Source organism: Pseudomonas sp. (genome assembly GCF_035497915.1).
In the GTDB taxonomy this organism is placed as follows: domain Bacteria; phylum Pseudomonadota; class Gammaproteobacteria; order Pseudomonadales; family Pseudomonadaceae; genus Serpens.
The window spans coordinates 1-22,648 of record NZ_DATJCS010000047.1 but is presented as its reverse complement, the minus strand read 5'-3'; the positions used below and the strand labels follow the sequence as shown (position 1 = coordinate 22,648).

24 protein-coding genes are annotated in these 22,648 nt (G+C 65.9%); 4 read left to right on the top strand and 20 right to left on the bottom strand.

Annotation, left to right across the window (positions count from 1 at the left end; all coding sequences use genetic code 11):
* The 7 genes from VL129_RS14105 to VL129_RS14075 all read right to left on the bottom strand — a co-directional run.
* Window positions 1-272, bottom strand: a 272-nt coding sequence (locus VL129_RS14105; protein ID WP_325413749.1) for an undecaprenyl phosphate translocase family protein, incomplete at its 3' end; no start/stop codon positions are given.
* 16 nt (window positions 273-288) lie between these two features.
* On the bottom strand, window positions 289-927 hold the full coding sequence (locus VL129_RS14100) for a protein-L-isoaspartate(D-aspartate) O-methyltransferase (protein ID WP_325413751.1): 639 nt from the start codon (window positions 925-927) through the stop codon (window positions 289-291).
* Between the two features lie 38 nt (window positions 928-965).
* Window positions 966-1,715, bottom strand: a complete 750-nt coding sequence (gene surE, locus VL129_RS14095) for a 5'/3'-nucleotidase SurE (protein ID WP_325413747.1) — start codon at window positions 1,713-1,715, stop codon at window positions 966-968.
* Window positions 1,703-2,761 carry a tRNA pseudouridine(13) synthase TruD gene (gene truD / locus VL129_RS14090; protein WP_325413745.1) on the bottom strand — a complete coding sequence of 353 codons (1,059 nt, stop codon included), beginning with the start codon at window positions 2,759-2,761 and terminating at the stop codon, window positions 1,703-1,705. Before truD ends, surE begins: the two co-directional genes overlap by 13 nt.
* Window positions 2,758-3,231: a 2-C-methyl-D-erythritol 2,4-cyclodiphosphate synthase gene (gene ispF, locus VL129_RS14085; protein ID WP_325413743.1), complete on the bottom strand. Its 474-nt coding sequence runs from the start codon at window positions 3,229-3,231 to the stop codon at window positions 2,758-2,760. The genes truD and ispF overlap by 4 nt, the downstream gene beginning before the upstream one ends.
* Window positions 3,232-3,300: 69 nt before the next feature.
* A complete protein-coding gene (gene fghA / locus VL129_RS14080; protein ID WP_325413741.1) occupies window positions 3,301-4,146 on the bottom strand; it encodes an S-formylglutathione hydrolase in 846 nt (281 codons plus the stop codon).
* A 32-nt stretch (window positions 4,147-4,178) separates the two neighbouring features.
* Window positions 4,179-5,294, bottom strand: a complete 1,116-nt coding sequence (locus VL129_RS14075; protein ID WP_325413739.1) for an S-(hydroxymethyl)glutathione dehydrogenase/class III alcohol dehydrogenase — start codon at window positions 5,292-5,294, stop codon at window positions 4,179-4,181.
* A gap of 103 nt (window positions 5,295-5,397) precedes the next feature.
* On the opposite strand from VL129_RS14075, the gene VL129_RS14070 reads away from it, so the two are divergent.
* Together VL129_RS14070 and VL129_RS14065 are read left to right on the top strand one after the other, a co-directional pair.
* Window positions 5,398-5,709, top strand: a complete 312-nt coding sequence (locus tag VL129_RS14070; RefSeq protein ID WP_325413737.1) for an HPF/RaiA family ribosome-associated protein — start codon at window positions 5,398-5,400, stop codon at window positions 5,707-5,709.
* Between the two features lie 29 nt (window positions 5,710-5,738).
* Entirely contained in the window at window positions 5,739-6,911 is a 1,173-nt protein-coding gene (locus tag VL129_RS14065; protein ID WP_325413735.1) for a baeRF3 domain-containing protein, read from the top strand.
* A gap of 185 nt (window positions 6,912-7,096) precedes the next feature.
* Here the strand turns inward: VL129_RS14065 and ispD are convergent, their stop codons facing one another.
* From ispD to VL129_RS14010, 11 genes are all read right to left on the bottom strand, one after another.
* Window positions 7,097-7,801 carry a 2-C-methyl-D-erythritol 4-phosphate cytidylyltransferase gene (ispD, locus tag VL129_RS14060; RefSeq protein WP_325413733.1) on the bottom strand — a complete coding sequence of 235 codons (705 nt, stop codon included), beginning with the start codon at window positions 7,799-7,801 and terminating at the stop codon, window positions 7,097-7,099.
* On the bottom strand, window positions 7,798-8,079 hold the full coding sequence (gene ftsB / locus VL129_RS14055) for a cell division protein FtsB (protein ID WP_325413731.1): 282 nt from the start codon (window positions 8,077-8,079) through the stop codon (window positions 7,798-7,800). The genes ispD and ftsB overlap by 4 nt, the downstream gene beginning before the upstream one ends.
* A 285-nt stretch (window positions 8,080-8,364) precedes the next feature.
* On the bottom strand, window positions 8,365-9,654 hold the full coding sequence (gene eno / locus VL129_RS14050; RefSeq protein ID WP_325413729.1) for a phosphopyruvate hydratase: 1,290 nt from the start codon (window positions 9,652-9,654) through the stop codon (window positions 8,365-8,367).
* A 40-nt stretch (window positions 9,655-9,694) separates the two neighbouring features.
* On the bottom strand, window positions 9,695-10,540 hold the full coding sequence (kdsA, locus tag VL129_RS14045) for a 3-deoxy-8-phosphooctulonate synthase (RefSeq protein WP_325413727.1): 846 nt from the start codon (window positions 10,538-10,540) through the stop codon (window positions 9,695-9,697).
* The gene (locus VL129_RS14040) at window positions 10,537-12,168 is read right to left on the bottom strand and encodes a CTP synthase (RefSeq protein ID WP_325413725.1); all 1,632 of its coding nucleotides are present in this window, start codon (window positions 12,166-12,168) and stop codon (window positions 10,537-10,539) included. The genes kdsA and VL129_RS14040 overlap by 4 nt, the downstream gene beginning before the upstream one ends.
* A 138-nt stretch (window positions 12,169-12,306) precedes the next feature.
* Window positions 12,307-13,632: a tRNA lysidine(34) synthetase TilS gene (tilS, locus tag VL129_RS14035; protein WP_325413723.1), complete on the bottom strand. Its 1,326-nt coding sequence runs from the start codon at window positions 13,630-13,632 to the stop codon at window positions 12,307-12,309.
* A gap of 87 nt (window positions 13,633-13,719) precedes the next feature.
* The gene (locus tag VL129_RS14030) at window positions 13,720-14,670 is read right to left on the bottom strand and encodes an acetyl-CoA carboxylase carboxyltransferase subunit alpha (RefSeq protein ID WP_325413721.1); all 951 of its coding nucleotides are present in this window, start codon (window positions 14,668-14,670) and stop codon (window positions 13,720-13,722) included.
* Between the two features lie 104 nt (window positions 14,671-14,774).
* Entirely contained in the window at window positions 14,775-18,302 is a 3,528-nt protein-coding gene (gene dnaE, locus VL129_RS14025) for a DNA polymerase III subunit alpha (RefSeq protein ID WP_325413719.1), read from the bottom strand.
* Window positions 18,303-18,385: 83 nt separating this feature from the next.
* Entirely contained in the window at window positions 18,386-19,741 is a 1,356-nt protein-coding gene (locus VL129_RS14020) for an 8-oxoguanine deaminase (RefSeq protein ID WP_325413717.1), read from the bottom strand.
* Between the two features lie 125 nt (window positions 19,742-19,866).
* Window positions 19,867-20,313, bottom strand: coding sequence for a DUF2442 domain-containing protein (locus tag VL129_RS14015; RefSeq protein ID WP_325413715.1), 447 nt, complete (start codon window positions 20,311-20,313; stop codon window positions 19,867-19,869).
* Window positions 20,310-20,540, bottom strand: a complete 231-nt coding sequence (locus VL129_RS14010) for a DUF4160 domain-containing protein (RefSeq protein WP_325413713.1) — start codon at window positions 20,538-20,540, stop codon at window positions 20,310-20,312. The genes VL129_RS14015 and VL129_RS14010 overlap by 4 nt, the downstream gene beginning before the upstream one ends.
* Window positions 20,541-20,856: 316 nt before the next feature.
* Between VL129_RS14010 and VL129_RS14000 the strand changes: the two genes are divergently transcribed.
* Together VL129_RS14000 and VL129_RS13995 are read left to right on the top strand one after the other, a co-directional pair.
* Window positions 20,857-21,438 (top strand): DJ-1/PfpI family protein, encoded by a 582-nt coding sequence (locus VL129_RS14000; RefSeq protein WP_325413711.1) that lies wholly within the window; start codon window positions 20,857-20,859, stop codon window positions 21,436-21,438.
* Window positions 21,439-21,484: 46 nt separating this feature from the next.
* A complete protein-coding gene (locus tag VL129_RS13995) occupies window positions 21,485-21,790 on the top strand; it encodes a ribbon-helix-helix domain-containing protein (protein WP_325413709.1) in 306 nt (101 codons plus the stop codon).
* Between the two features lie 20 nt (window positions 21,791-21,810).
* Here VL129_RS13995 and VL129_RS13990 read toward each other — a convergent pair whose 3' ends face one another.
* The gene (locus VL129_RS13990) at window positions 21,811-22,011 is read right to left on the bottom strand and encodes a hypothetical protein (protein ID WP_325413707.1); all 201 of its coding nucleotides are present in this window, start codon (window positions 22,009-22,011) and stop codon (window positions 21,811-21,813) included.
* Between the two features lie 66 nt (window positions 22,012-22,077).
* Window positions 22,078-22,648: transposase (locus tag VL129_RS13985; protein WP_325413705.1), on the bottom strand; the 571-nt coding region annotated here is incomplete at its 5' end.

Below are 22,648 nucleotides of genomic sequence, written 5' to 3'. Positions count from 1 at the left end.
ATCAGGTAACTGATGCCCTTGGCCAGGCTGAAGATGCTGGTGGCGATGCCCAGCAGCAGCACCAGCAGAAAGCTGGCGTCGCAGGCCTGCCAGGCCTGACGAATGCGACCGCGGACGAACAGCCCCAGCGCCTGAGGGGTGGCGGCCAGCGCCGCCAGCAACCTGTCGTAGATCCCAGTGATCAGCGCCATGGTGCCGCCGGAGAAACCGGGAACCACATCCACGGCACCCATGGCCATGCCCTTGATGTACAGCAGAAACGCGTTCTTCATGTGTCGTCCATGCAAATCAGGCCAGCGGCCCGCTGAGAAGGGGCACGAAGCGGACCGGGTCGAGCACCTGACGGACAAAGCCCTGCTCCTCCCGGGTGATCAGTAGAAGCTGCTGATCATGACCGTTGCCACCCACCGGAATCACCAGCCGACCGCCCGGCGCCAATTGATCCAGCAGGGCCTGCGGCACCTGCGAGGCCGCCGCGGTGACCAGGATGCCGTTGTACGGCGCCAGCGCCGGCCAGCCTTCCCAGCCATCGCCCCAGCGGAAGACCACGTTGCGCAATTCCAGTTCTTGCAGGCGTTCCTTGGCGCGATCCTGCAACGCCTGGATGCGCTCCACGGAGAATACCCGCTCCACCAGCTGGGCCAGCACGGCGGTCTGGTAGCCGGAACCGGTGCCGATCTCCAGTACCTTGTCCAGCGGTCCGGCGGCCAGCAGCAGCTCGGTCATGCGTCCGACGATATAAGGTTGGGAAATGGTCTGGTTATGGCCGATCGGCAGCGCGGTGTCCTCATAGGCGCGGTGCGCCAGGGCCTCGTCGACGAACAGGTGACGCGGCGTGCGACGAATCACTTCCAGCACCCGCGCATCGGACAGGCCTTCCTCGTACAGCCGCTGGATCAGGCGTTCCCGCGTGCGCTGCGAAGTCATCCCGATGCCGCGATGGGAGAGGCGTGGCTCGCGGTTGATCACAACAAATCCTCCAGCCAGGTATCGAGCCCCTTGAAGGCCTCATGGAAGGTGCGGTCCAGCTGTAGTGGCGTCACCGAAACATAGCCCTGCATCACCGCGTGGAAATCGGTCCCCGGACCGCCGTCCTCCGCGTCGCCGGCCACCGAGATCCAGTAGCCTTCCTTGCCGCGCGGGTTGACCACCTTGACCGGCGGCGCAGCGCAGGCACGGTGGCCCAGACGGGTCAGGCGGATGCCCCGGATATGCCCCAGCGGCAGGTTCGGGATGTTCACGCTGAGTACCGTGCGCGGCGGCAGATCGAGCCGGTGATGATTGGCGACCAGGGTGCGGGCGATATGCGCCGCGCTCGGCAGGTTGTCCGGGCTACGCGACAGCAGGGAAAAGGCGAAGGCGGGCTTGCCGGTGAAACGACCCTCGATGGCGGCCGCCACCGTGCCGGAGTAAAGCACATCGTCTCCGAGGTTGGCGCCCAGGTTGATGCCGGATACCACCAGATCGGGCTTGTCCTCGAGCAGGCCGTTGAGGCCCAGGTGCACACAGTCGGTGGGCGTGCCGTCCACGCCGATGAAACCGTTGGGCATCCGCTGCGGATGCAGGGGACGGTCGAGGGTCAGCGAACTGCTGGCGCCGCTCATGTCGCGCATCGGCGCGACCACCGAGCAGTCGGCATAGTCGGCCAGGGCATCGTGCAGCGCGACCAGGCCCGGCGCATGCACCCCGTCGTCGTTGGAAATCAGAATACGCATGAAGAATCCGTCGGCCCCGCCGGGATCAGCTCGAGCAGCTCGCGCACCACAGCGGTGGCGAAGCAGCCGGACGGCAGGACGAAGCTCAGTTGCAGAATGTCAGGGGCCGGATAATGCCACGCCAGACCGGCGATGGGGAGGCGCAGGATACGCCGCTCCTGCGCCATGGCCGCCTGTTGCAGCCAGGCGCAGAACTCGCTTTCGCGCGCCGCCAGTGCCTGTTCCAGCACCCCGGTCGCACCCGTGGCGGGCGTCTCGCCCTCGCCCCACAGCGGACCGGTGGGATGCAGGTCCAGGATGGCCAGCCGCGGATCGCTGCATTCCGCCTCGCCGGCGGGGAAGAAGCTGCGGCTGTCGGTGAACGCCAGCAGATCGCCCACCTGGGCGCGGTTCCAACTGCCGTCGGCGACCCGCGCGGCCAGCACCCGGTTGAACAGATAGCTGCGCGCCGCCGACAGCAGCCGCGAACGCAGGTTGCGTTGCACTGGCAGCTCGTGACGGGCGGCGAACTCGCGCGCCTGCACGACGTTGCCGCCGTCGAAGCCGAAGCGCTGCAGGCCGAAGTAGTTCGGCACACCCTCGGCCTGAATACGCCGCAGGCGCTGCTCCAGGGCGTCACGGTCAGCCTGCAAGTGGGTCAAGCGCAGGGTGAAGCCGTTGGCGGCATGGGCGCCGCGCTGCAGCTTGCGGCTGTGACGGACCTGTTTGAGCAGGCGCAGGCTGTCGTCCTCGGCGGCGCTCAGATCCGGATCGGTCTTGCCAGGCAGGTGCAGACTGAACCATTGCCGGGTCAGCGCCTGACGGTCCTTGAGTCCCGCGTAGCTGACGGCCTTGATCGGCAGGCGCGCAGCCTTGGCGATACGCCGCGCGGCGTCCTCGGTGTTCAAGTTGCGCTTTTCAACCCACAGCCAGAGGTGCTCGCCCGTGCCGCTGAGCGGGATGTCCAGCACCTCGTCGACCTGGAAGTCCTCGGCGGTTTCCTTGAGCAGCGCGCTGCCGCAGGGTTCACCATGGGCGCGCGGCCCGAGCAGTTCGGCCTCGGTCATAACGGCAGCAGCAGGGCCACCGCATGCACAGCGATGCCTTCCTCGCGGCCGGTGAAGCCAAGCTTCTCGGTGGTGGTGGCCTTGACGTTGACCTGATCCAGCTCGACGCACAGGTCTTCGGCGATGCGCTCGCGCATGGTCTGGATATGCGGCGCCATCTTCGGCGCCTGGGCCACGATGGTGGCGTCCACGTTGCCGACCTGCCAGCCCTTTTCCCGCACCAGCCCAACCACGTGACGCAGCAGCACGCGGCTGTCGGCGCCCTTGAAGGTCGGATCGGTATCGGGGAAGTGCCTGCCGATGTCGCCCAGCGCGGCGGCGCCGAGCAGCGCGTCGCTCAGCGCATGCAGCAGCACATCGCCGTCGGAATGGGCGAGCAACCCAAATTTGTGGGAAATGCGCACACCGCCGAGGGTGATGAAATCGCCCTCGCCAAAGCGGTGCACATCGTAACCGTGGCCGATACGCATGAAAGAGTGCCCTGATGGAAACGGGCGCGATTCTACCCGACTCGGCTTGCAGGCGCTCGGTCAGCGCGTTCAGGCCAGCCTTTGCGCGTGGTAACGCAGATGATCCTCGATGAACGTCGCGACGAAGAAGTAGCTGTGGTCGTAACCGGGCTGGCGGCGCAGCGTCAGCGGATAACCGCTGGTTTCGGCGGTCGCCTGCAGCACGTCGGGCTTGAGTTGCAGGGCAAGGAATTCATCGGCCTCGCCCTGATCGATCAGGATCGGCAGCCGCTCGCGCTCCCGGTTCGCGGTGGCAATCAGCGCACAGGCATCCCAGGCCTTCCAGGCGGAGCGCTCCCTGCCCAGGAAATGCGAGAACGCCTTCTCACCCCAGGGACAGCTCATCGGATTGCTGATCGGCGAGAAGGCCGACACCGAGCGATACACCCCCGGATTGCGCAGCGCACAGATCAGCGCACCGTGCCCGCCCATGGAATGCCCGCTGACGGCGCGCCGTTCGGATACCGGGAAGCTAGCCTCGACCAGCGCCGGCAGCTCGCGCACCACGTAGTCGTGCATGCGGTAATGCCGCGCCCAGGGCTGGCGGGTGGCATCCACATAGAAGCCGGCGCCGAGGCCGAAGTCCCAGGCGCCGTCCGGATCTCCCGGCACCTCGTCGCCGCGCGGACTGGTGTCCGGCGCGACCAGCACCAGCCCCAGCTCGGCGGCCACCCGCTGCGCGCCGGCCTTGTGCATGAAATTCTCGTCCGTACAGGTCAGCCCGGACAGCCAGTACAGCACCGGCAGCCGCGCCCCCGGCACGGCCTGGGGCGGCAGGTAGACGGAAAAGGTCATCTCGCAATCGAGTACCTCGGAGCGATGGCGGTAGCGGCGATTCGAACCGCCGAAGCATTGGTTGCTGGAAAGCTGCTGCATGGGTTGCGCCCCCGGGGCCTAAAGCGGCCTTCTTAAAAATGGATGACCGTGCGAATGCTCTTGCCCTGACGCATCAGCTCGAACGCCTCGTTGATGCGCTCCAGCGGCAGGGTATGGGTGATGAAGGTATCCAGCGGAATCTCGCCGCGCATGGCCTTCTCGACATAGCCCGGCAGCTCGCTGCGGCCCTTCACGCCGCCGAAGGCGCTGCCGCGCCAGACCCGTCCGGTGACCAGCTGGAACGGCCGGGTGCAGATCTCCGCACCGGCCGGCGCCACGCCGATGATGGTGGATTCGCCCCAGCCCTTGTGGCAGCACTCCAGCGCGGCACGCATCAGTTGCACGTTGCCGATGCATTCGAACGAATAGTCCACGCCGCCATCGGTGAGGGCGACGATCACCTCCTGGATCGGCCGCTGGTAGTCATTGGGATTCACGCATTCGGTGGCGCCCAGCTCGCGCGCCACCGTGAACTTCTCGGGGTTGATGTCGATGCCGATGATCCGGCTCGCCCCCGCCATGCGCGCACCGATGATCGCCGCCAGGCCGATGCCACCCAGACCGAACACCGCGACACTAGCGCCACGCTCCACCTTGGCGGTGTTGAGCACTGCGCCGATACCGGTGGTCACCCCGCAGCCCAGCAGACAGACCTTCTCCAGCGGTGCCTCCTGGGGAATCTTCGCCACCGACACTTCCGGCAGCACCGTGTACTCGGAGAAGGTCGAGCAGCCCATGTAGTGGTAGAGCGGCTGCCCCTGGTAGCTGAAACGCGTAGTGCCATCGGGCATCAGGCCCTTGCCTTGCGTCTCGCGCACCGCGCTGCACAGGTTGGTCTTGCCGGACGTGCAGAACTTGCAAGCCCCGCATTCGGCGGTATAGAGCGGAATCACATGATCACCGACTGCCACCGAGGTGACACCCTCGCCCACCGCTTCCACGATGCCTCCCCCTTCGTGACCTAGAATGCAGGGGAACACGCCTTCGGAGTCCTGCCCCGAAAGCGTGTAGGCATCGGTGTGGCAGACCCCGGTGGCGACGATGCGCACCAGCACTTCGCCGGCGCGGGGTGGCTCCACATCCACTTCAACGATCTGCAGGGGCTGATTGGCGGCGAAGGCAACCGCGGCGCGTGAGCGGATGGTCATGAGCATGCTCCAGAGGCGTTTATGGCGTTAGAGCATATCAGCCTTCCGAGACGCCCCGGGGAAACCTGGCTCTTCGGCCCGCTGAACATGAAAGGAGACCCCCATGCTCATTCAGGTTCACAGCAACCACAGCATCGACATCAGCCAGGGTCTGGAGGACCGGGTACGCGCCTCGCTGGCAAGCACGCTGACCCGCTTCGATCATCACCTGATGCGCCTGCAGGTGCATCTGCATGACGAGAACGGCGGCAAGGGCGGTGCCCAGGACAAGCGCTGCCAGATCGAGGCACGCCTGAAGAACCATGATCCACTGTCGGTCACCCACAAGGCCGAATCCCTGGAACTGGCCATCACGGGCGCAACCACCAAGCTGGGCAACGCGCTGGATCACCTGATCGGCAAGCATCAACTGTGAATCTTTCTTGACCTCAAAGGAGATGCGTCATGGCTGCGTTGCTCACCCGCGAATCCCTTCGTCAACTGCTTACCGATAGCGCCACACCCTGCCTGTCCCTCTTCCAGCCCACCCACCGCACCTTTCCCGAGCGGGAGCAGGACCCGATCCGCTTCAAGGCCCTGATCCGTCAGCTGGAAGGCCTGCTGCGCGAGCGCAAGGACATCACCGAAGCGCTTATCGAGGAGCTACTGAAACCCCTGCGCACGCTGGCCCAGGCCCAGGAATTCTGGAACCACAGCCTGGACGGCCTGGCCGCCTTCAGTGCCCCCGGTCATTTCCAGGTGTTTCACCTGCAGCGCCGCGTTCCCGAGCTTGCGGTGGTCAACGATCGCCCGAGCATTCGCCCGCTGGTGCGCATCGTGCAGTCGGCCGATCGCTACCAGATTCTCTGCCTGACCCTGGAACGGGTGCGCCTGTATGAAGGCAACCGCGACGGCATCAGCCGGGTTCCCCTGGCCGAGGGGGTGCCGGAAACGCTGGAGGCGGCACTGGGCAGCGAGCTGACCGAGAAGGGTCAGAGCGGGCTGCCGCAGGGTTACGGTCGCGCCAGCGAGCGTGCCGGCTCGATGCACGCCGAAAGCGGCGGCTCCGGCAAGCAGGACGAGATCAACAGCGATCGCGAGCGCTTCTTCCGCCTGCTGGACAAGGCCATCCTGGAGCGCCACAGCCGCCCCACCGAGCTGCCATTGCTGCTGGCCGCGCTACCGGATAACCAGGCGATGTTCCGCGCGCTCAGCCGCAACGAGTTCCTACTGCCGGAAGGCATACCGCTGGACCCCGGCCTGCTCAATGACCAGCAGTTGCGGGACAAGAGCTGGCAAGTGATGCAGCCACGCTACCTGAAGCGGCTGGAAGGACTGGTGGGGCAGTTCCAGGCACTGGTCAACCGTGGCCAGTCCAGCGACCAGCTCAACCTGATCGCCCAGGCCACCCGCGAAGGGCGGGTCGCCACCCTGCTGGTGGAAGCCGATCGCAAGATCCCCGGCCACGCCGACCAGAGCGCCGGCCAGGCACTGGAGGTGGACAGCGAGCAGAGCAACTGCGCGGACCTGCTGGAGGAACTGGCCAGCTGGACCATTCAGCAGGGTGGCGAAGTGGTGGTGGTCCCGCAGGAACGCATGCCGACCCGCAGCGGGGCGGCGGCGATCTATCGGTACTAGTCACCGCACACGGCCGATGTCGCTGGCGTAGGGTGGACAACGCTTTGCTTGTCCACCACCGGCCTGCACCTTTCGGTGGGTAATCGCTGCGCGAGTTACCCACCCTACCGGCTGGTACGGGCGTAGGGTGGTCAACGTTTCACGTTGGGCACCCTGGTGCCAACGCCGGCTGCCCTAGGCTCGCCTCAACGGCCCCAGCGCTGGGCCAGCCACTGCAGGTCTTCGGGGCGGGTGACCTTGAGGTTGTCGGCGCGACCTTCCACCAGGCGCGGCGCCAGCCCAGCCCACTCCATGGCGGATGCCTCGTCGGTGACCGCCACGCCTGCCACCCGCGCGTCCGCCAGCGCGTGCTGCAGCGGCGCCAGGCGGAACATCTGCGGCGTATAAGCCTGCCAGATCACCGAACGGTCCACGGTTTCCCGCACCCGGCCATCCGGGCCCGCGCGCTTGAGCGTGTCGCGCGCCGGCACCGCTAGCAGGCCGCCAACCGGATCCTCGGCCAGCACCGCCAGCAGATTGTCCAGGTCGCTGCGCGCCAGGTTGGGCCGCGCGGCGTCATGCACCAGCACCCAGTCATTCCCGTCGGCGCCCAGCTCGACCAGCCGCAGCAAGGCGTTGAACACCGAATCGGCGCGCTCGCTGCCGCCCGGCGCGCGGTGGATGCGCGCATCGTCGGCACAGGGCAGCTGTGGCCAGAACGGATCGTCCTCGGCCAGGCTGACCACTATGCCCTTGAGGCCGGGATGATCAAGGAAGCAGGCCAGGGTGTGTTCGAGAATCGTCCGGCCGGACAGCGTCAGGTATTGCTTGGGGCGGTCGGCGCGCATGCGGCTGCCGACACCGGCAGCGGGAATCACGGCCCAGAAGGCCGGTAGGGAGTCTGAAATCATTCCGTCAACTGAAAGAGGGTTTCGCCCTCTTTGACCATGCCCAGTTCGTGGCGGGCCCGTTCCTCGACGGTTTCCAGGCCCTGCTTGAGTTCCTGCACCTCGGCCTCAAGGATGCGATTGCGCTCCAGCAGCCGGGCGTTCTCGCTGCGCTGGGCCTCGATCTGCCGGTTCATGTCGCGAATCTGCGCCACGCCGCCATCGCCCAGCCACAACCGGTATTGCAGGCCGGCGAGCAGCAGCAACAGTACAGCGAGCAACAGGTAGAAAGGTCTCAACATGAATCGACCCAGCCAGAGTGAGGGGGCTAAGGTAATGCGTGCGTGCCCGGACGGCTAGGCCCGCCCCCACAAAAGCGGCGACCTGCACAGACCTGTAGGAGCGACTTCAGTCGCGAGCTTTTGGGGCGACCGGCTTGGGGCGGCCGGCCAGGAGCGGCCGGCTAGGCGCGCCCGGCCAGGCCAGACCCCGCACAGAGCATCGCGGCTGAAGCCGCTCCTACAAAGATCCGCGCCCACACATACAAAAAGGGCAGCCTGCGCTGCCCTTTTCTTTACCGTCGGCTATCAGCCGCGGAACTCGGCACGGCCCTTGTACGGGGCCTTGCCGGCCAGCTGCTCTTCGATACGCAGCAGCTGGTTGTACTTGGACACGCGGTCGGAACGGCACAGGGAGCCGGTCTTGATCTGACCGGCGGCGGTGCCCACGGCCAGGTCGGCGATGGTGCTGTCCTCGGTTTCACCGGAGCGGTGCGAGATCACCGCGGTGAAGCCGGCGGCCTTGGCCATCTGGATGGCTTCCAGGGTCTCGGTCAGCGAGCCGATCTGGTTGAACTTGATCAGGATCGAGTTGCCGATCTTCTCTTCGATGCCGCGCTTGAGGATCTTGGTGTTGGTGACGAACAGGTCGTCGCCGACCAGTTGCACCTTGGCGCCGATCTTGTCGGTCAGCACCTTCCAGCCGGCCCAGTCAGACTCGTCCATGCCGTCTTCGATGGAGATGATCGGGTAGCGCTGGGTCAGGCCGGCCAGGTAGTCGGCGAAGCCTTCGGCGCTGAACACCTTGCCTTCACCGGCCAGGTCGTACTGGCCATCCTTGTAGAACTCGGAGGACGCGCAGTCCAGGGCCAGGGTGATGTCGGTGCCCAGCTTGTAGCCGGCGTTAGCCACGGCCTCGGCGATGGCGGCCAGGGCGTCTTCATTGGAGGCCAGGTTCGGCGCGAAGCCGCCTTCGTCGCCCACCGCGGTGTTCAGGCCACGGGCTTTCAATACGGCCTTCAGGTGATGGAAGATCTCGGCACCCATGCGCAGCGCGTCGGCAAAGGTCTTGGCACCGACCGGCTGGACCATGAATTCCTGGATGTCGACGTTGTTATCGGCATGCTCGCCGCCGTTGATGATGTTCATCATCGGCACCGGCATGGAGTACACGCCGGGGGTGCCGTTCAGGTCGGCGATGTGCGCGTACAGCGGTACACCCTTGGCCTGGGCGGCGGCCTTGGCGGCGGCCAGGGACACGGCGAGGATGGCGTTGGCGCCCAGCGTGGCCTTGTTCTCGGTACCGTCCAGTTCGATCATGGCGCGGTCCAGGGCCTGCTGGTCTTCCGGGTTCTTGCCCAGCAGCAGGTCACGGATCGGACCGTTGACGTTGGCCACGGCCTTCAGCACCCCCTTGCCCAGGTAACGGCTCTTGTCGCCATCGCGCAGCTCGAGCGCTTCGCGCGAACCGGTGGAGGCGCCGGACGGTGCGCAGGCGCTACCCACGATACCGTTGTCGAGAATCACGTCGGCTTCCACGGTCGGGTTACCGCGGGAGTCCAGGACTTCGCGGCCCTTGATGTCGACGATTTTTGCCATGCTTGCTAACACTCCAGTGAAAGGGGCTTGGGCGAGCGCCTCAAGCGGTCTCGATAGCGGGGAATTGCTTGATCAGGTCATCCAGCTGCTTGAGCTGGGTGAGGAAGGGTTCCAGCTTGTTCAGGCGCAGCGCGCAGGGACCGTCGCACTTGGCGTTGTCCGGATCCGGATGCGCTTCCAGGAACAGGCCGGCCAGACCCTGGGACAGACCGGCCTTGGCCAGGTCGGTGACCTGGCCACGGCGACCGCCGGCGGAATCGGCGCGACCACCCGGCATCTGCAGCGCGTGGGTGACGTCGAAGAACACCGGGTACTCGAACTGCTTCATGATGCCGAAGCCGAGCATGTCCACGACCAGGTTGTTGTAGCCGAAGCTGGAGCCGCGTTCGCAGAGAATCAGCTGATCGTTACCGGCCTCCTCGCACTTGCGCAGGATGTGCTTCATCTCCTGCGGGGCGAGGAACTGGGCCTTCTTGATGTTGATCACCGCGCCGGTCTTGGCCATGGCCACCACCAGGTCGGTCTGCCGCGACAGGAAGGCCGGCAGCTGGATGATGTCGCACACCTCGGCCACCGGAGCCGCCTGGTAGGGCTCGTGCACGTCAGTGATCACCGGCACGCCGAAGGTCTTCTTCACTTCCTCGAAGATCTTCATGCCCTCTTCCAGGCCCGGGCCACGGAAGGAGGTGATCGAGGAGCGGTTGGCCTTGTCGAAGCTGGCCTTGAACACGTAGGGAATGCCGAGCTTCTCGGTGACCCGCACGTACTCCTCGCAGGCCTGCATCGCCAGGTCGCGGGACTCCAGCACGTTGATGCCACCGAACAGCACGAACGGCTTGTCGTTGGCGATCTCGATGTTGCCGACGCGGATGATCTTCTGGGTCATGCCTTGTTCGCCTTGTATTCCAGCGCTGCGTTGACGAAGCCGCTGAACAGCGGGTGGCCGTCACGCGGGGTGGAGGTGAATTCCGGGTGGAACTGGCAGGCCACGAACCACGGGTGGTTCGGCGCTTCGACCACTTCGACCAGCGCGCCGTCCATGGAGCGGCCGGAAACCTTCAGGCCGGCCTCGGTCAGCTGCGGCAGCAGATTGTTGTTCACTTCGTAGCGGTGACGGTGACGCTCTTCGACCACCTCGGCGCCATACGCCTGGGCCACCTTGGAGCCCGCTTCCAGACGGCATTCCTGCGCACCCAGGCGCATGGTGCCGCCCAGATCGGAGGCGTCGGTGCGGGTTTCCACGGCGCCGGTGGCGTCCTGCCATTCGGTGATCAGGCCCACCACCGGATGCTGGCTGGACTTGTCGAATTCGGTGGAGTTGGCGTCGCTCCAGCCCAGCACGTTGCGGGCGTATTCGATGACCGCCACCTGCATGCCGAGGCAGATGCCCAGGTAGGGGATCTTGTTCTCGCGGGCGTACTGCACGGTCTTGATCTTGCCTTCCACGCCCCGCAGACCGAAGCCGCCGGGAACCAGGATGGCGTCGACGCCTTCCAGCAGGCCGGTGCCCTGGTTCTCGATGTCTTCGGAATCGATGTAGCGCAGGTTGACCTTGGTGCGGCTCTGGATGCCGGCGTGGTTCAGCGCCTCGATCAGCGACTTGTAGGCGTCCAGCAGCTCCATGTACTTGCCGACCATGGCGATGGTGACGTCCTTCTCGGGATGCAGCTTGGCATCCACCACGCGCTCCCACTCCGACAGGTCGGCGCTGTCGCATTCCAGGCCGAAGCGCTCGAGCACGTAGTCGTCCAGGCCCTGGGCATGCAGGATGCCGGGGATGCGATAGATGGTGTCGGCGTCCGGCAGGCTGATCACCGCGCGTTCTTCCACGTTGGTGAACAGCGCGATCTTGCGGCGCGAGGAGACGTCGATGGGCTGCTCGGAGCGGCAGACCAGCACGTCCGGTTGCAGGCCGATGGAGCGCAGTTCCTTGACGGAATGCTGGGTCGGCTTGGTCTTGGTCTCGCCGGCGGTGGCGATGTACGGCACCAGGGTCAGGTGCATCAGCATGGCGCGCTTGGCGCCCACTTCCACGCGCAACTGGCGGATGGCTTCCAGGAACGGCTGGGACTCGATGTCACCCACGGTGCCGCCGATTTCCACCAGGGCCACGTCGGCATCGCCGGCGCCCTTGATCACCCGGCGCTTGATCTCGTCGGTGATGTGCGGGATCACCTGGATGGTGGCGCCCAGGTAGTCACCCCGGCGCTCCTTGCGCAGCACGTCGGCATAGACGCGGCCGGTGGTGAAGTTGTTGTTCTGGGTCATCCGCGTGCGGATGAAGCGCTCGTAGTGGCCCAGGTCCAGGTCGGTCTCGGCGCCGTCGTGGGTGACGAAGACCTCACCGTGCTGGAACGGGCTCATGGTGCCCGGGTCCACGTTGATGTAGGGGTCCAGCTTCAGCATGGTGACCTTCAGGCCCCGCGCCTCCAGGATGGCCGCCAATGAAGCCGAGGCGATGCCTTTCCCCAACGAAGAAACAACACCACCCGTGACGAAGATGTAGCGCGTCATGAAAAACCCTAGAAGTCTGCGTTAGTAAGCGGCCGGCGCCGCGGGGTAAGCGAAGGAGCGATTGCGCAATGCGACAATAGCCAACTGCTACGGGTTCCAGGAGAAGCCGCAGAAGCTGTATTAAGACGGGAGCGCAGTCTACCGGAATCGGCCAGTCAGCTCAAACCCGAGGTTGGCCTTGGGGCATTCCCAGTGCAAACCACCCTGCACTTCCGAGGCGCACAGCGCGGGCAGGTTGGCCACCGCCAGCAGCTCGTCGCCGCGCAGCACCAGTGGCAAACGGTCACGCACGAAGGGTGGCAGCGCGCTTTCGTTGAGCAATCGTTTCAGATCACGCGTGCCGCGCCCGGCCAGTGACAGCCGCTCGCCGCCGCACCGATAAGCCAGCCGCAGCGGCCCGGGCGGCAGGTCGCCCTCCCAGAAGAGCCGGCCGTTGCCCGGCAGATCCAGCTGCCCGCCCCCATAGACTTCATCCAGTTGCGGCGCTTGCAGCCAGGGCCCGGCCAGCCACCAGAGCCGGCCGGCGGCGCGCCGCAATTCGCCACCCTCCAGGCACCAGACCGGTGCGCGCTCGCCGGCCGCGTCGCGCAGGCAGTGCCAGCCAGCCCAGTGATCACCGTCCGGCAGCCGCGTCAGCGGCGTCAGCCAGTGCCGCAGCGCGTTGCGCTGGCGCGCCTCGGACAGTGCCAGCAGCGGCTCCAGGCGCAGCGACGGCAGGCTCAACCAGGGCCAGGGCGAGGGTGCGCGGGCCGGTGCCAGATCCTGTTCGGCCAGCTCGCCCAGCAGGGCATCCGCCTCGCGCAGATGCGCCGCCGCGCGCGCCAGATTGGCGGCCGCCTGGGGCCAGTGCGCCGAAAACAGCGGCATGACCTGCCGGCGCAAAAAGTTGCGGGCGAAGCCGGTGTCCGCATTGGAAGGATCTTCTACCCACGGGAGAGCGTGCTGCCGGGCATAGGTTTCCAGCTCCGCACGCGACACCGCCAGCAGCGGGCGCACCAGCTGGCCCTCGCCAAGCGGCCGGGATGCCGGCATGCCGCCCAGGCCACGCACGCCAGCGCCACGCAGCAGGCGAAACAGCAGCGTCTCGGCCTGATCGTCACGATGCTGGGCGGTGAGCAGCACGTCGCCGGGCCGCAGCGCCGCGGCGAAGGCGGCATAACGCGCCTCGCGCGCCGCCTGTTCCAGGCTGGCGGCGTTGCGCTCCACCTCGACCCGGACAATACGTAATGCGATGCCCAGTCGCTGACAAACCGCACGGCAATGCGCCGGCCAGGGTTCGGCAGCCGCCTGCAAGCCATGCGCGACATGAATGGCCGAAAGCGGCGGCAGCGTCTCGCGCTCGCGCAGCTCGGCCAGCAGATGCAGCAGCACGGTGGAATCCAGGCCGCCGGAGAAGGCCACGCACCAGGCAGGCGCGTGGCGCCAGGGCGCCAGGGCATGGAGAAGTCGATCAGGAAGCGTCATGGCGGGAGGCTAGCGGGGCCAGGCCCCGGAAAGCAAGGAGCCGACTGACGTCGGCTCCGAGGGGTGCAGCGCAGCGGGCGAGGCCGATCAGGCCACGCCGTAGCTCATCAGGCGCTCATAGCGACGCGCCAGCAGGGCGTCGCTGTCCAGGCCCTGCAGCATATCCAGCTGGGCATTCAGCTTGTCGCGCAGGCTGGCGGCCATGCTGCCCGGATCGCGGTGCGCGCCACCCAGCGGCTCCTTGATGATCTCGTCGACGATGCCCAGCTCGCGCAGGCGCTCGGCGGTGATGCCCATGGCCTCGGCGGCTTCCGGGGCCTTCTCGGCGGTACGCCAGAGGATGGAGGCGCAACCTTCCGGAGAAATCACCGAATAGGTGGAGTACTGCAGCATGTTCAGCTGGTCGCACACGCCGATGGCCAGCGCGCCGCCCGAGCCGCCTTCGCCGATCACGGTGGCGATGATCGGGGTCTTCAGGCGCGACATAACGCGCAGGTTCCAGGCGATGGCCTCGCTCTGGTTGCGCTCTTCGGCATCGATGCCCGGGTAGGCGCCGGGGGTATCGATGAAGGTGAGGATCGGCATCTTGAAGCGTTCGGCCATTTCCATCAGGCGGCAGGCCTTGCGATAGCCTTCCGGACGCGGCATCCCGAAGTTGCGGCGCACCTTCTCGCGCACGTCGCGGCCCTTCTGGTGGCCGATGATCATCACCGGGCGCTCGCCCAGGCGCGCCACGCCGCCGACGATGGCGGCGTCATCGGAGAAGTGCCGGTCGCCGTGCAGTTCTTCGAACTCGGCGAAGATATGGCTGATGTAGTCCAGGGTGTAGGGACGCTTGGGATGGCGAGCCAGTTGCGCGATCTGCCAGCTGGTCAGGTTGCTGAAGATGCTGGCGGTCAGCGACAGGCTCTTCTCTTGCAGACGACCGATCTCCTCGCCGATGTTCAGCGAGTTGTCGTTGCCCACCAGGCGCAGCTCTTCGATCTTGGCCTGCAGGTCGGCAATCGGCTGTTCGAAATCCAGAAAGTTCGGGTTCATAGGCATCCGTCTTGTTTCGCGGCCAGGGGCCGGGCGGCTGTTCCGGTGAGGAGCCCACCCCTGAAGGATCAGGGCTCCCGTGGTCGAGCTGGCGGGCGTTCCCGCTAGCGGTAGTGCAGAGAGACGTTGTCGCGTCCGAACTGGTCACGCAACGCCTGAATCAGGTTGTCGGTCGGGTCCACCCGCCAGGCCTCGCCGAACTGCAGCAGGGCGCGCGCTTCGCTACCGGTATAGTCCATGGTCAGCGGGCATTCGCCTCGGTGGCGTCGGAACAGTTCGGCGAGCCAGCGCAGGCGCTCGCCCTTGAGCTCCTCGGCGGCGACCTTCAGGCGCAGGCTCTCGGCCAGCGCGGTGCGTGCGCTTTCCAGACTCAGCACGCGTTTGGCGCGCAGGCGCAGGCCGCCGGAGAAGTCGTCGTGGCTCACCTCGCCCTCCACCACCACCAGCGCGTCATTCTGCAGCAGCGCCTGGTTGCTGGCGAAGGCGTCGGCGAACAGCGAGGCTTCGATGCGCCCGGAGCGGTCGTCCAGGGTGATGAAGCCCATCTTGTCGCCCTTCTTGTTCTTCATCACCCGCAGGTTGACGATCAGCCCGGCAATGGTCTGCAGCTCGCGCGACGGCTTGAGGTCGACGATGCGCTGGCGGGCAAACCGCCGTACCTCCTTCTCGTACTCGTCGATGGGGTGGCCGGTGAGGTACAGGCCCAGGGTTTCCTTCTCGCCGCGCAGGCGCTCCTTGATGGAGAGCTCGCGCACCTTGCGGTAGTTGGCGTACACGTCGGCTTCCGGCTCGGCGAATACCCCGCCGAACAGGTCCATGTGCCCGCTCTGCTCGCTGCGCGCGGTCTGCTCGGCGGCCTGTACGGCCTCTTCCATGGAGGCCAGCAGCACCGCGCGGTTGAGGTCGACGCTGGCCTGGTAGGCCTTGAGTTCGTCGTTATAGTGCGGACCGAGGCGATCCAGCGCACCGGAGCGGATCAGCGCCTCCAGGGTGCGCTTGTTGATGCGCTTGAGGTCGACGCGATTGCAGAAGTCGAACAGGTCCTTGAACGGTCCGCCTTCGGCGCGGCATTCGACGATGGCTTCCACCGGCCCCTCGCCGACGCCCTTGATGGCACCCAGGCCGTAGACGATGCGCCCGTCGTCGTTGACGGTGAACTTGAACTCCGAGGTGTTCACGTCCGGCGCGTCGAGGCGCAGCTTCATGTGGCGGCATTCCTCGATGAGGATCACCACCTTGTCGGTGTTGTGCATGTCCGCCGACAGCACCGCGGCCATGAACGGCGCCGGGTAATGGGCCTTCAGCCAGCCGGTCTGGTAGGACACCAGGCCGTAGGCGGCCGAGTGCGACTTGTTGAAGCCGTAGCCGGCGAACTTTTCCACCAGGTCGAAGATGTTGCCCGCCAGCTCGCCATCGATGCCGTTGTTGGCGCAGCCCTCGATGAAGCCGCCGCGCTGCTTGGCCATTTCCTCGGGCTTCTTCTTGCCCATGGCGCGGCGCAGCATGTCGGCGCCGCCGAGGGTGTAGCCGGCCATCACCTGGGCGATCTGCATCACCTGCTCCTGGTACAGGATAATGCCGTAGGTGGGCTTGAGCACCGGCTCGAGGCCCGCGTACTGGTAGTCCGGGTGCGGGTAGGAGAGCGGCGCGCGGCCGTGCTTGCGGTTGATGAAGTCGTCCACCATGCCCGACTGCAGCGGGCCGGGGCGGAACAGCGCCACGAGGGCGATCATGTCTTCCAGGCAGTCGGGCTTGAGCTTCTTGATCAGCTCCTTCATGCCGCGCGATTCGAGCTGGAACACGGCCGTGGTCTCGGCCTTCTGCAGCATGTCGTAGGTTTTCTTGTCATCCAGCGGGATGCGGTCGATGTCGACCAGCTCGGTCTCGCCGCGACGGCGCTGCTCGCGATGGATGGTTTCCAGCGCCCACTTGATGATGGTCAGCGTGCGCAGGCCGAGGAAGTCGAACTTCACCAGGCCGGCCTGCTCCACGTCGTCCTTGTCGAACTGGGTCACCAGGCCGTTGCCTTCCTCGTCGCACAGTACCGCCGAGAAATCGGTCAGCTTGGTCGGCGCGATCACCACGCCGCCGGCGTGCTTGCCGGTGCCGCGGGTGATGCCTTCGAGCTTGAGGGACATGTCCCAGATTTCCTGGGCTTCCTCGTCGTTCTTGAGGAACTCGCGCAGCGGCTCCTCCATCTCGAAGGCCTTCTCCAGGGTCATGCCCACTTCGAAGGGGATCATCTTCGACAGCTTGTCGGCCAGGCCGTAGGACTTGCCCTGGGCGCGCGCCACGTCGCGCACCACCGCCTTGGCGGCCATGGTGCCGAAGGTGACGATCTGGCTCACCGCATTGCGGCCGTACTTGTCGGCCACGTAGTCGATCACCCGGTCACGACCGTCCATGCAGAAGTCGACGTCGAAGTCGGGCATGGAGACGCGTTCGGGGTTCAGGAAGCGTTCGAACAGCAGGTCATAGGCCAGCGGGTCGAGGTCGGTGATCTTCAGCACATAGGCGACCAGCGAGCCGGCACCCGAGCCCCGCCCCGGCCCCACCGGCACGCCGTTGTTCTTGGCCCACTGGATGAAGTCCATCACGATCAGGAAGTAGCCGGGGAAGCCCATCTGGATGATGGTGTTGAGCTCAAACTCCAGGCGATCGACGTAACGCTGGCGCACTTCCTCGTAGTTGGGCGTGGTTGCCTTCGGCCAGAGTACCGCCAGACGCTCTTCCAGCCCCTCGTAGGAGGCGTGGCGCAGGTACTCGTCGATGTTCATGCCGTTGGGCGTGGGGAAATCCGGCAGGAAGTGCTTGCCCAGCTTCACGTCGATGTTGCAGCGCCGGGCGATTTCCACGCTGTTCTCGATGGCGTCCGGCAGGTCGCTGAACAGCTCGGCCATCTCCTCGGGCGTCTTCAGGTACTGCTGGTCGCTGTACTGGCGCGGACGACGCGGGTCATCCAGCGAACGCCCTTCGCCGATGCACACGCGGGTCTCGTGGGCGGCGAAGTCGTCCTGCTTGAGGAAGCGCACGTCATTGGTGGCCACGATCGGCGCACCGCAGCGATCGGCCAGCGGCACGGCGGCGTGCAGGTGTTCCTCGTCGTTGACCCGATTGGTGCGCTGCAACTCGACGTAGAATCGCTCCGGGAAAACCGCCAGCCATTCGCGCAGCAGGCGCTCGGCCAGCGCCTCGTCACCATTCAGCAACGCCTGGCCGACCTCCCCTTCCTTGGCACCGGACAGGGCGATCAGCCCTTCGGACGCTTGCTTGACCCACTCGCGCTCGATCACCACCAGACCGTTGCGCTGGCCCTCGGTCCAGCCCCGCGACACCAACTCGGTCAGGTTCAGGTAGCCCTTGGCGTTCATCACCAGCAGGGTCATGCGGCTCAGCGGGCCATCTTCTTCCGGACTGGCCAGCCAGATATCCGCACCGCAGATCGGCTTGATGCCCGCGCCATTGGCCGCCTTGTAGAACTGCACCAGCGAATGCATGTTGTTGATTTCGGTGACCGCCACCGCCGGCATCCCGGCCGCCGCCACGGCCTTGACCAGCGGCTTGACGCGCACCAGGCCATCGACCAGCGAGAACTCGGTGTGCAGACGCAGATGGACGAACGAAACGGGCATGGCTGACCTGGGCACGGCTGACGGTAAGGGGCGGGATTGTAACGGAAAGCGCAGGGGCTAGGCGGTGGGAGCCGCCACAACTGCTAACCGGCAATCAGCTGCCGCGCCGCCTGGTTGTGCGCGGCGATCAGCGCGGCGACGTCCAGCCCTTCGATCTGTCCGTCGATCACCCGCCAGCGGCCGCCGACCATCACCCGATCGGCACGTTCGGCGCCGCACAGCAGCAGCGCGGCCAGCGGATCGTGACTGCCGGAAAAGCGCAACGCGTCGAGCTTGTACAGCGCCAGGTCGGCCTGCCTGCCCACCGCCAGCTCGCCGATGTCGCTGCGCCCCAGCAGGCGCGCCGAACCCCGGGTCGCCCAGCCGAGCACCTTCTCCGGCGTGATCGCCGCCGCGCCGTAGCGCAGGCGCTGCAGGTACAGGGCCTGGCGCGCCTCGAGCACCAGGTTGGAGGCATCGTTGGCGGCCGAGCCATCGACGCCGAGGCCGATGAGCGCCCCTTCGGCCTCCAGCTGCAGCGTGCGGCAGATGCCGCTGCCCAGGCGCATGTTGGCACTCGGGCAATGGCAGATGCCGACGCCGGCGGCACCGAGGCGATCGATCTCCACTTGGCTGAAGTGGATACCATGGGCCAGCCAAGTGCGCGGGCCCAGCCAGCCGACACTCTTCAGGTAGTCCACGGCGTGCATGTTATGGCGCCGCAGGCAGAACGCCGCATCGTCCGGCGTCTCGCCCAAATGGGTGTGCAGCCGCACATCGCGCGCCTCGGCCAGCGCAGCGGTGTCGCGCATCAGCTCGCGGGTCACCGAGAACGGCGAACAGGGCGCCAGGGCGATCTGGATCTGCGCGCCGTCGCCACGCTGGTGGTAGCGGTCGATCAGCCGCGCGCTGTCGGCGAGGATCACCTCGGCATCCTGCTCCAGGCGCCGGTAGGGCCGCCCACCGTCGGGCTTGGCCAGGTTCATCGAGCCCCGGCACAACGTGGCGCGCATGCCCAGCTCGCGCACTGCTTCCACCTCGATATCGATGGCCTGCTCCAGGCCGTCCGGGAACAGGTAATGCTGATCCACCGTGGTGGTGCAGCCCGACAGCAACAGCTCGGCCAGCGCCACCCGACTGGCCAGCGCCAGTTGCTCGGCCGTCAGCCCGGCCCACACCGGGTAGAGCGTCATCAGCCAGTCGAGCAGCGACACACTGGCCACCGGCCCCCACGCGCGGGTCAGGGTCTGATAGAAGTGATGGTGGGCATTGACCAGCCCCGGCAACACCACGTGCTCGCGGGCATCGAAGGTGCTGTCCACCGGCCGCGCCGGCGCCTGGCCGGCGCCCAGCAGCTCGACGATCACCCCGCCTTCAATCACCAGCCCGCCCGGCGCGCGCTGCTCGTTGGCGGTGAACAGGGCGAGGGGGTTCCTGATCCAGAGGCGGGTGGCAGGCATGGCGGACGTTCCTGGCGGAGGGCTGCAGGTTGGGGTAGTTATGCCCGGTTTGCCGGGTGAGGGGAACTGTTCTGTCAGTCGCACCGGCGGCAAAAAGCCGGGAACCGCCTCCTGCCTGGTATCCGTCAGGCTGCCTGCTGCTCGACTTCCCAGCCCAGCATGGCGAGGGCTACGGTACGGGGCACCGGCTTGGCGCCGCTGCGGTAGTAGGCGAGCATCCGACGGCTCACCCCCAGGGCCTCGGCGGCGGCTTCCAGCGTCAGCTTGTGCCGGGCCATCCAGTTCCACATCAGTTCATGGGAGTAGCCGCCGGCCTGCTCCACCGCGCGGGCCCGCAGGTTGTCGGCGGCCAGCTCCAGGCTGTCGTCGCCATTGAAGATCACGCTGCCGCCCCACTCGCCGACCGCTGCAGTGATGAAAATCGCCGGATCGGCCAAGGGAGCCAGCGTTGCGTGACGGGCGATGAGATTGGCCAGATCGACCGTCAGTTGCTCGCCATCCGCGTAGGTCAGGCGCAGGCTGGAAGGCGCGACGACGTTGACATCGACCAGTGTGAAATGGCGGTTGTTCATGGGTTCAGCTCCTCCCATTTGGCGCTTAGCAGTGCCTGGTTCTCGACGGCCCAGTCCAATGCGGCTACCAACTCGCGGCGGGCGATACGCCCCGACAGCACGGACAGGCTGGCGATTTCAATCAGGGCTTCGCGACCGTCTTGCAAGCGCACGTGAAAATGCGGCGGCAAGTGGTCGCCGGCATAGAGCGCAATGGTGCAGGTCGGTAGGCGTTTAATCGTGGGCATGACGGCATGCTAAGTGCAACTATTGCACTATTCAACTACGAAAAGACACAGGGGACGGGCCCCGGCATTTCTTCGGCCTACGCTGCCCACGCCGCTCGATCTCAACCCCACGATGCGCTCGATCTCCTCGACGAAACGCTCGCTACCCGTCCGCTGTCCACGCTGCAGCGCATCGCGGATCAGCCGCGTCTCATCACCGCCAGCAGCAGATGCATAGATTGGCCATCCTGCTGGCGCTGTAGTAGCGGGTTATTACCCACTCTGCAGCGCTTGCGCCGACACTGTGCATTGGTCAATCCACTGCAGGAGAACGGTTATGGCGGCGAAGAAGATTCTGATGCTGGTCGGCGACTACGTCGAAGATTACGAAGTGATGGTGCCCTTTCAGGCACTGCTGATGGTTGGTCACCAGGTGCACGCGGTGTGCCCGGACAAGACCGCCGGGCAGAGCGTGCGCACCGCCATCCACGACTTTGAAGGCGAGCAGACCTACAGCGAGAAGCCCGGGCACAACTTTGCCCTCAATTTCGATTTCGCCCAGGTAAAAGCCGACGATTACGATGCCCTGTTGATTCCCGGTGGCCGGGCCCCGGAGTACCTGCGTCTGAATGCCCAGGTGCTGGCGCTGGTGCAGGCCTTCGACAAGGCCGGCAAGCCGATTGCGGCGGTCTGCCATGGCGCGCAGTTGCTGGCCGCCGCTGGCGTGCTGAAAGGTCGTGAATGCAGTGCCTACCCGGCCTGTGGTCCGGAAGTGGCCCTGGCGGGCGGGCGCTATATGGAGATTGCCGTGGATCAGGCCCATGTGCAGGGCAATCTGGTCACCGCTCCGGCCTGGCCGGCGCATCCCAACTGGCTGGCGGCGTTCCTTGGCCTGCTCGGTACGCAGATCACGCTATAAACTGCTGGGGCCAGCAAGGCCCCAACATTCAGGGAGGCGAGCCGCCATGTGCGAGCTATACGTCAAAGCCGATCCGATTCTCTACGAATCCCGAGCTCGCTCGCTGCGTATTCGTGGCGTGGTCACCACCCTGTGCCTAGAAAACCAGTTCTGGGACATCTTGCGCGAAATCGCCGAAGTCGATGGCATGACCACCAATCAGCTGATTACCAAGCTCTATGACGAGGTTATGGACTACCGCGGGGAAGTGGTGAATTTTGCCTCCTTTCTGCGGGTCAGCTGCACGCGTTTTCTCAGCCAGCGACCCAGCAATGTGCGTGAACTGATGCCCCGGGCGCAGCACGGGCAATAACGCGTCACGCCCAACTCGGCTCAGGCGAAGGCGGGCTGGGCACCGGCCTGCTCCACCGCGCGGGCCCGCAGGTTGTCGGCGGCCAGCGCCAGTCGATCGCCGCCATTCCAGATCACGCTGCCGCCCCAGTCGCCAACCGCCGCAGTGACAAAAATCGCCGGATCGGCCAACGGGGCCAGCGTTGCGTGACGGATCGGCCAGGCGAAATGGCGGTTGTTCATGGGTTCAGCTCCTTCCATTTGGCGCTTAGCAGCGCCTGGTTCTCGACGGCCCATTCCAAAGGGACCTTATTTGTCCCTACGCTTCCTCGGCCTACCCTGCCCACGCCGCTCGATTCTCAGCCCCGCGACGCGCTCGATCTCCTCAACGAAACGATCGCTACCCGTCAGTTGCCCACGCTGCAACGCATCGCGGATCATCCGCGTTTCATCTTCTGGAACCGCCTGCTTCACGAACGCAGCGTATCGCTCTCGCCGTTCAACTGGATCAGCACCCAGCGCCAGGAAGCAAGGGTCAGTATCCAGCCAGTCCGCCGGGGCATTCTCGCTGATACGTCCGCGATAGCTTGACCACGGGTAGTCGCCCGGCTCCGCACACATGCGGGCGCGCACCGGATTCAGTTCGATATAGCGAGAGCAAGCCAGCAGGTAGGTATCCGTCTGCACCACGCTGGATTTGTAGCGGCTTTCCCAAAGCGTACCGGAGCGCCCTTCCAGCCGATTTCGATAGCGCGTGGCGCGAGCCGCCAGCGTTTTCATCAGTTGGCTCAAACCGGTCGTGGATTCACCGGGCGCCAGCAGCAGATGCACATGGTTGGTCATCAGGCAGTAGGCGTAGACCTTGACCCCGAAGGCGTCC

What these genes read in the sequence shown, in the direction of transcription:
- VL129_RS14100 (WP_325413751.1), bottom strand. Translation starts at nt 927, where the DNA reads ATGACTTCGCAGCGCACGCGGGAACGCCTGATCCAGCGGCTGTACGAG.
- surE (WP_325413747.1), bottom strand. Translation starts at nt 1,715, where the DNA reads ATGCGTATTCTGATTTCCAACGACGACGGGGTGCATGCGCCGGGCCTG.
- truD (WP_325413745.1), bottom strand. Translation starts at nt 2,761, where the DNA reads ATGACCGAGGCCGAACTGCTCGGGCCGCGCGCCCATGGTGAACCCTGC.
- ispF (WP_325413743.1), bottom strand. Translation starts at nt 3,231, where the DNA reads ATGCGTATCGGCCACGGTTACGATGTGCACCGCTTTGGCGAGGGCGAT.
- fghA (WP_325413741.1), bottom strand. Translation starts at nt 4,146, where the DNA reads ATGCAGCAGCTTTCCAGCAACCAATGCTTCGGCGGTTCGAATCGCCGC.
- VL129_RS14075 (WP_325413739.1), bottom strand. Translation starts at nt 5,294, where the DNA reads ATGACCATCCGCTCACGCGCCGCGGTTGCCTTCGCCGCCAATCAGCCC.
- VL129_RS14070 (WP_325413737.1), top strand. Translation starts at nt 5,398, where the DNA reads ATGCTCATTCAGGTTCACAGCAACCACAGCATCGACATCAGCCAGGGT.
- VL129_RS14065 (WP_325413735.1), top strand. Translation starts at nt 5,739, where the DNA reads ATGGCTGCGTTGCTCACCCGCGAATCCCTTCGTCAACTGCTTACCGAT.
- ispD (WP_325413733.1), bottom strand. Translation starts at nt 7,801, where the DNA reads ATGATTTCAGACTCCCTACCGGCCTTCTGGGCCGTGATTCCCGCTGCC.
- ftsB (WP_325413731.1), bottom strand. Translation starts at nt 8,079, where the DNA reads ATGTTGAGACCTTTCTACCTGTTGCTCGCTGTACTGTTGCTGCTGCTC.
- eno (WP_325413729.1), bottom strand. Translation starts at nt 9,654, where the DNA reads ATGGCAAAAATCGTCGACATCAAGGGCCGCGAAGTCCTGGACTCCCGC.
- kdsA (WP_325413727.1), bottom strand. Translation starts at nt 10,540, where the DNA reads ATGACCCAGAAGATCATCCGCGTCGGCAACATCGAGATCGCCAACGAC.
- VL129_RS14040 (WP_325413725.1), bottom strand. Translation starts at nt 12,168, where the DNA reads ATGACGCGCTACATCTTCGTCACGGGTGGTGTTGTTTCTTCGTTGGGG.
- tilS (WP_325413723.1), bottom strand. Translation starts at nt 13,632, where the DNA reads ATGACGCTTCCTGATCGACTTCTCCATGCCCTGGCGCCCTGGCGCCAC.
- VL129_RS14030 (WP_325413721.1), bottom strand. Translation starts at nt 14,670, where the DNA reads ATGAACCCGAACTTTCTGGATTTCGAACAGCCGATTGCCGACCTGCAG.
- dnaE (WP_325413719.1), bottom strand. Translation starts at nt 18,302, where the DNA reads ATGCCCGTTTCGTTCGTCCATCTGCGTCTGCACACCGAGTTCTCGCTG.
- VL129_RS14020 (WP_325413717.1), bottom strand. Translation starts at nt 19,741, where the DNA reads ATGCCTGCCACCCGCCTCTGGATCAGGAACCCCCTCGCCCTGTTCACC.
- VL129_RS14015 (WP_325413715.1), bottom strand. Translation starts at nt 20,313, where the DNA reads ATGAACAACCGCCATTTCACACTGGTCGATGTCAACGTCGTCGCGCCT.
- VL129_RS14010 (WP_325413713.1), bottom strand. Translation starts at nt 20,540, where the DNA reads ATGCCCACGATTAAACGCCTACCGACCTGCACCATTGCGCTCTATGCC.
- VL129_RS14000 (WP_325413711.1), top strand. Translation starts at nt 20,857, where the DNA reads ATGGCGGCGAAGAAGATTCTGATGCTGGTCGGCGACTACGTCGAAGAT.
- VL129_RS13995 (WP_325413709.1), top strand. Translation starts at nt 21,485, where the DNA reads ATGTGCGAGCTATACGTCAAAGCCGATCCGATTCTCTACGAATCCCGA.
- VL129_RS13990 (WP_325413707.1), bottom strand. Translation starts at nt 22,011, where the DNA reads ATGAACAACCGCCATTTCGCCTGGCCGATCCGTCACGCAACGCTGGCC.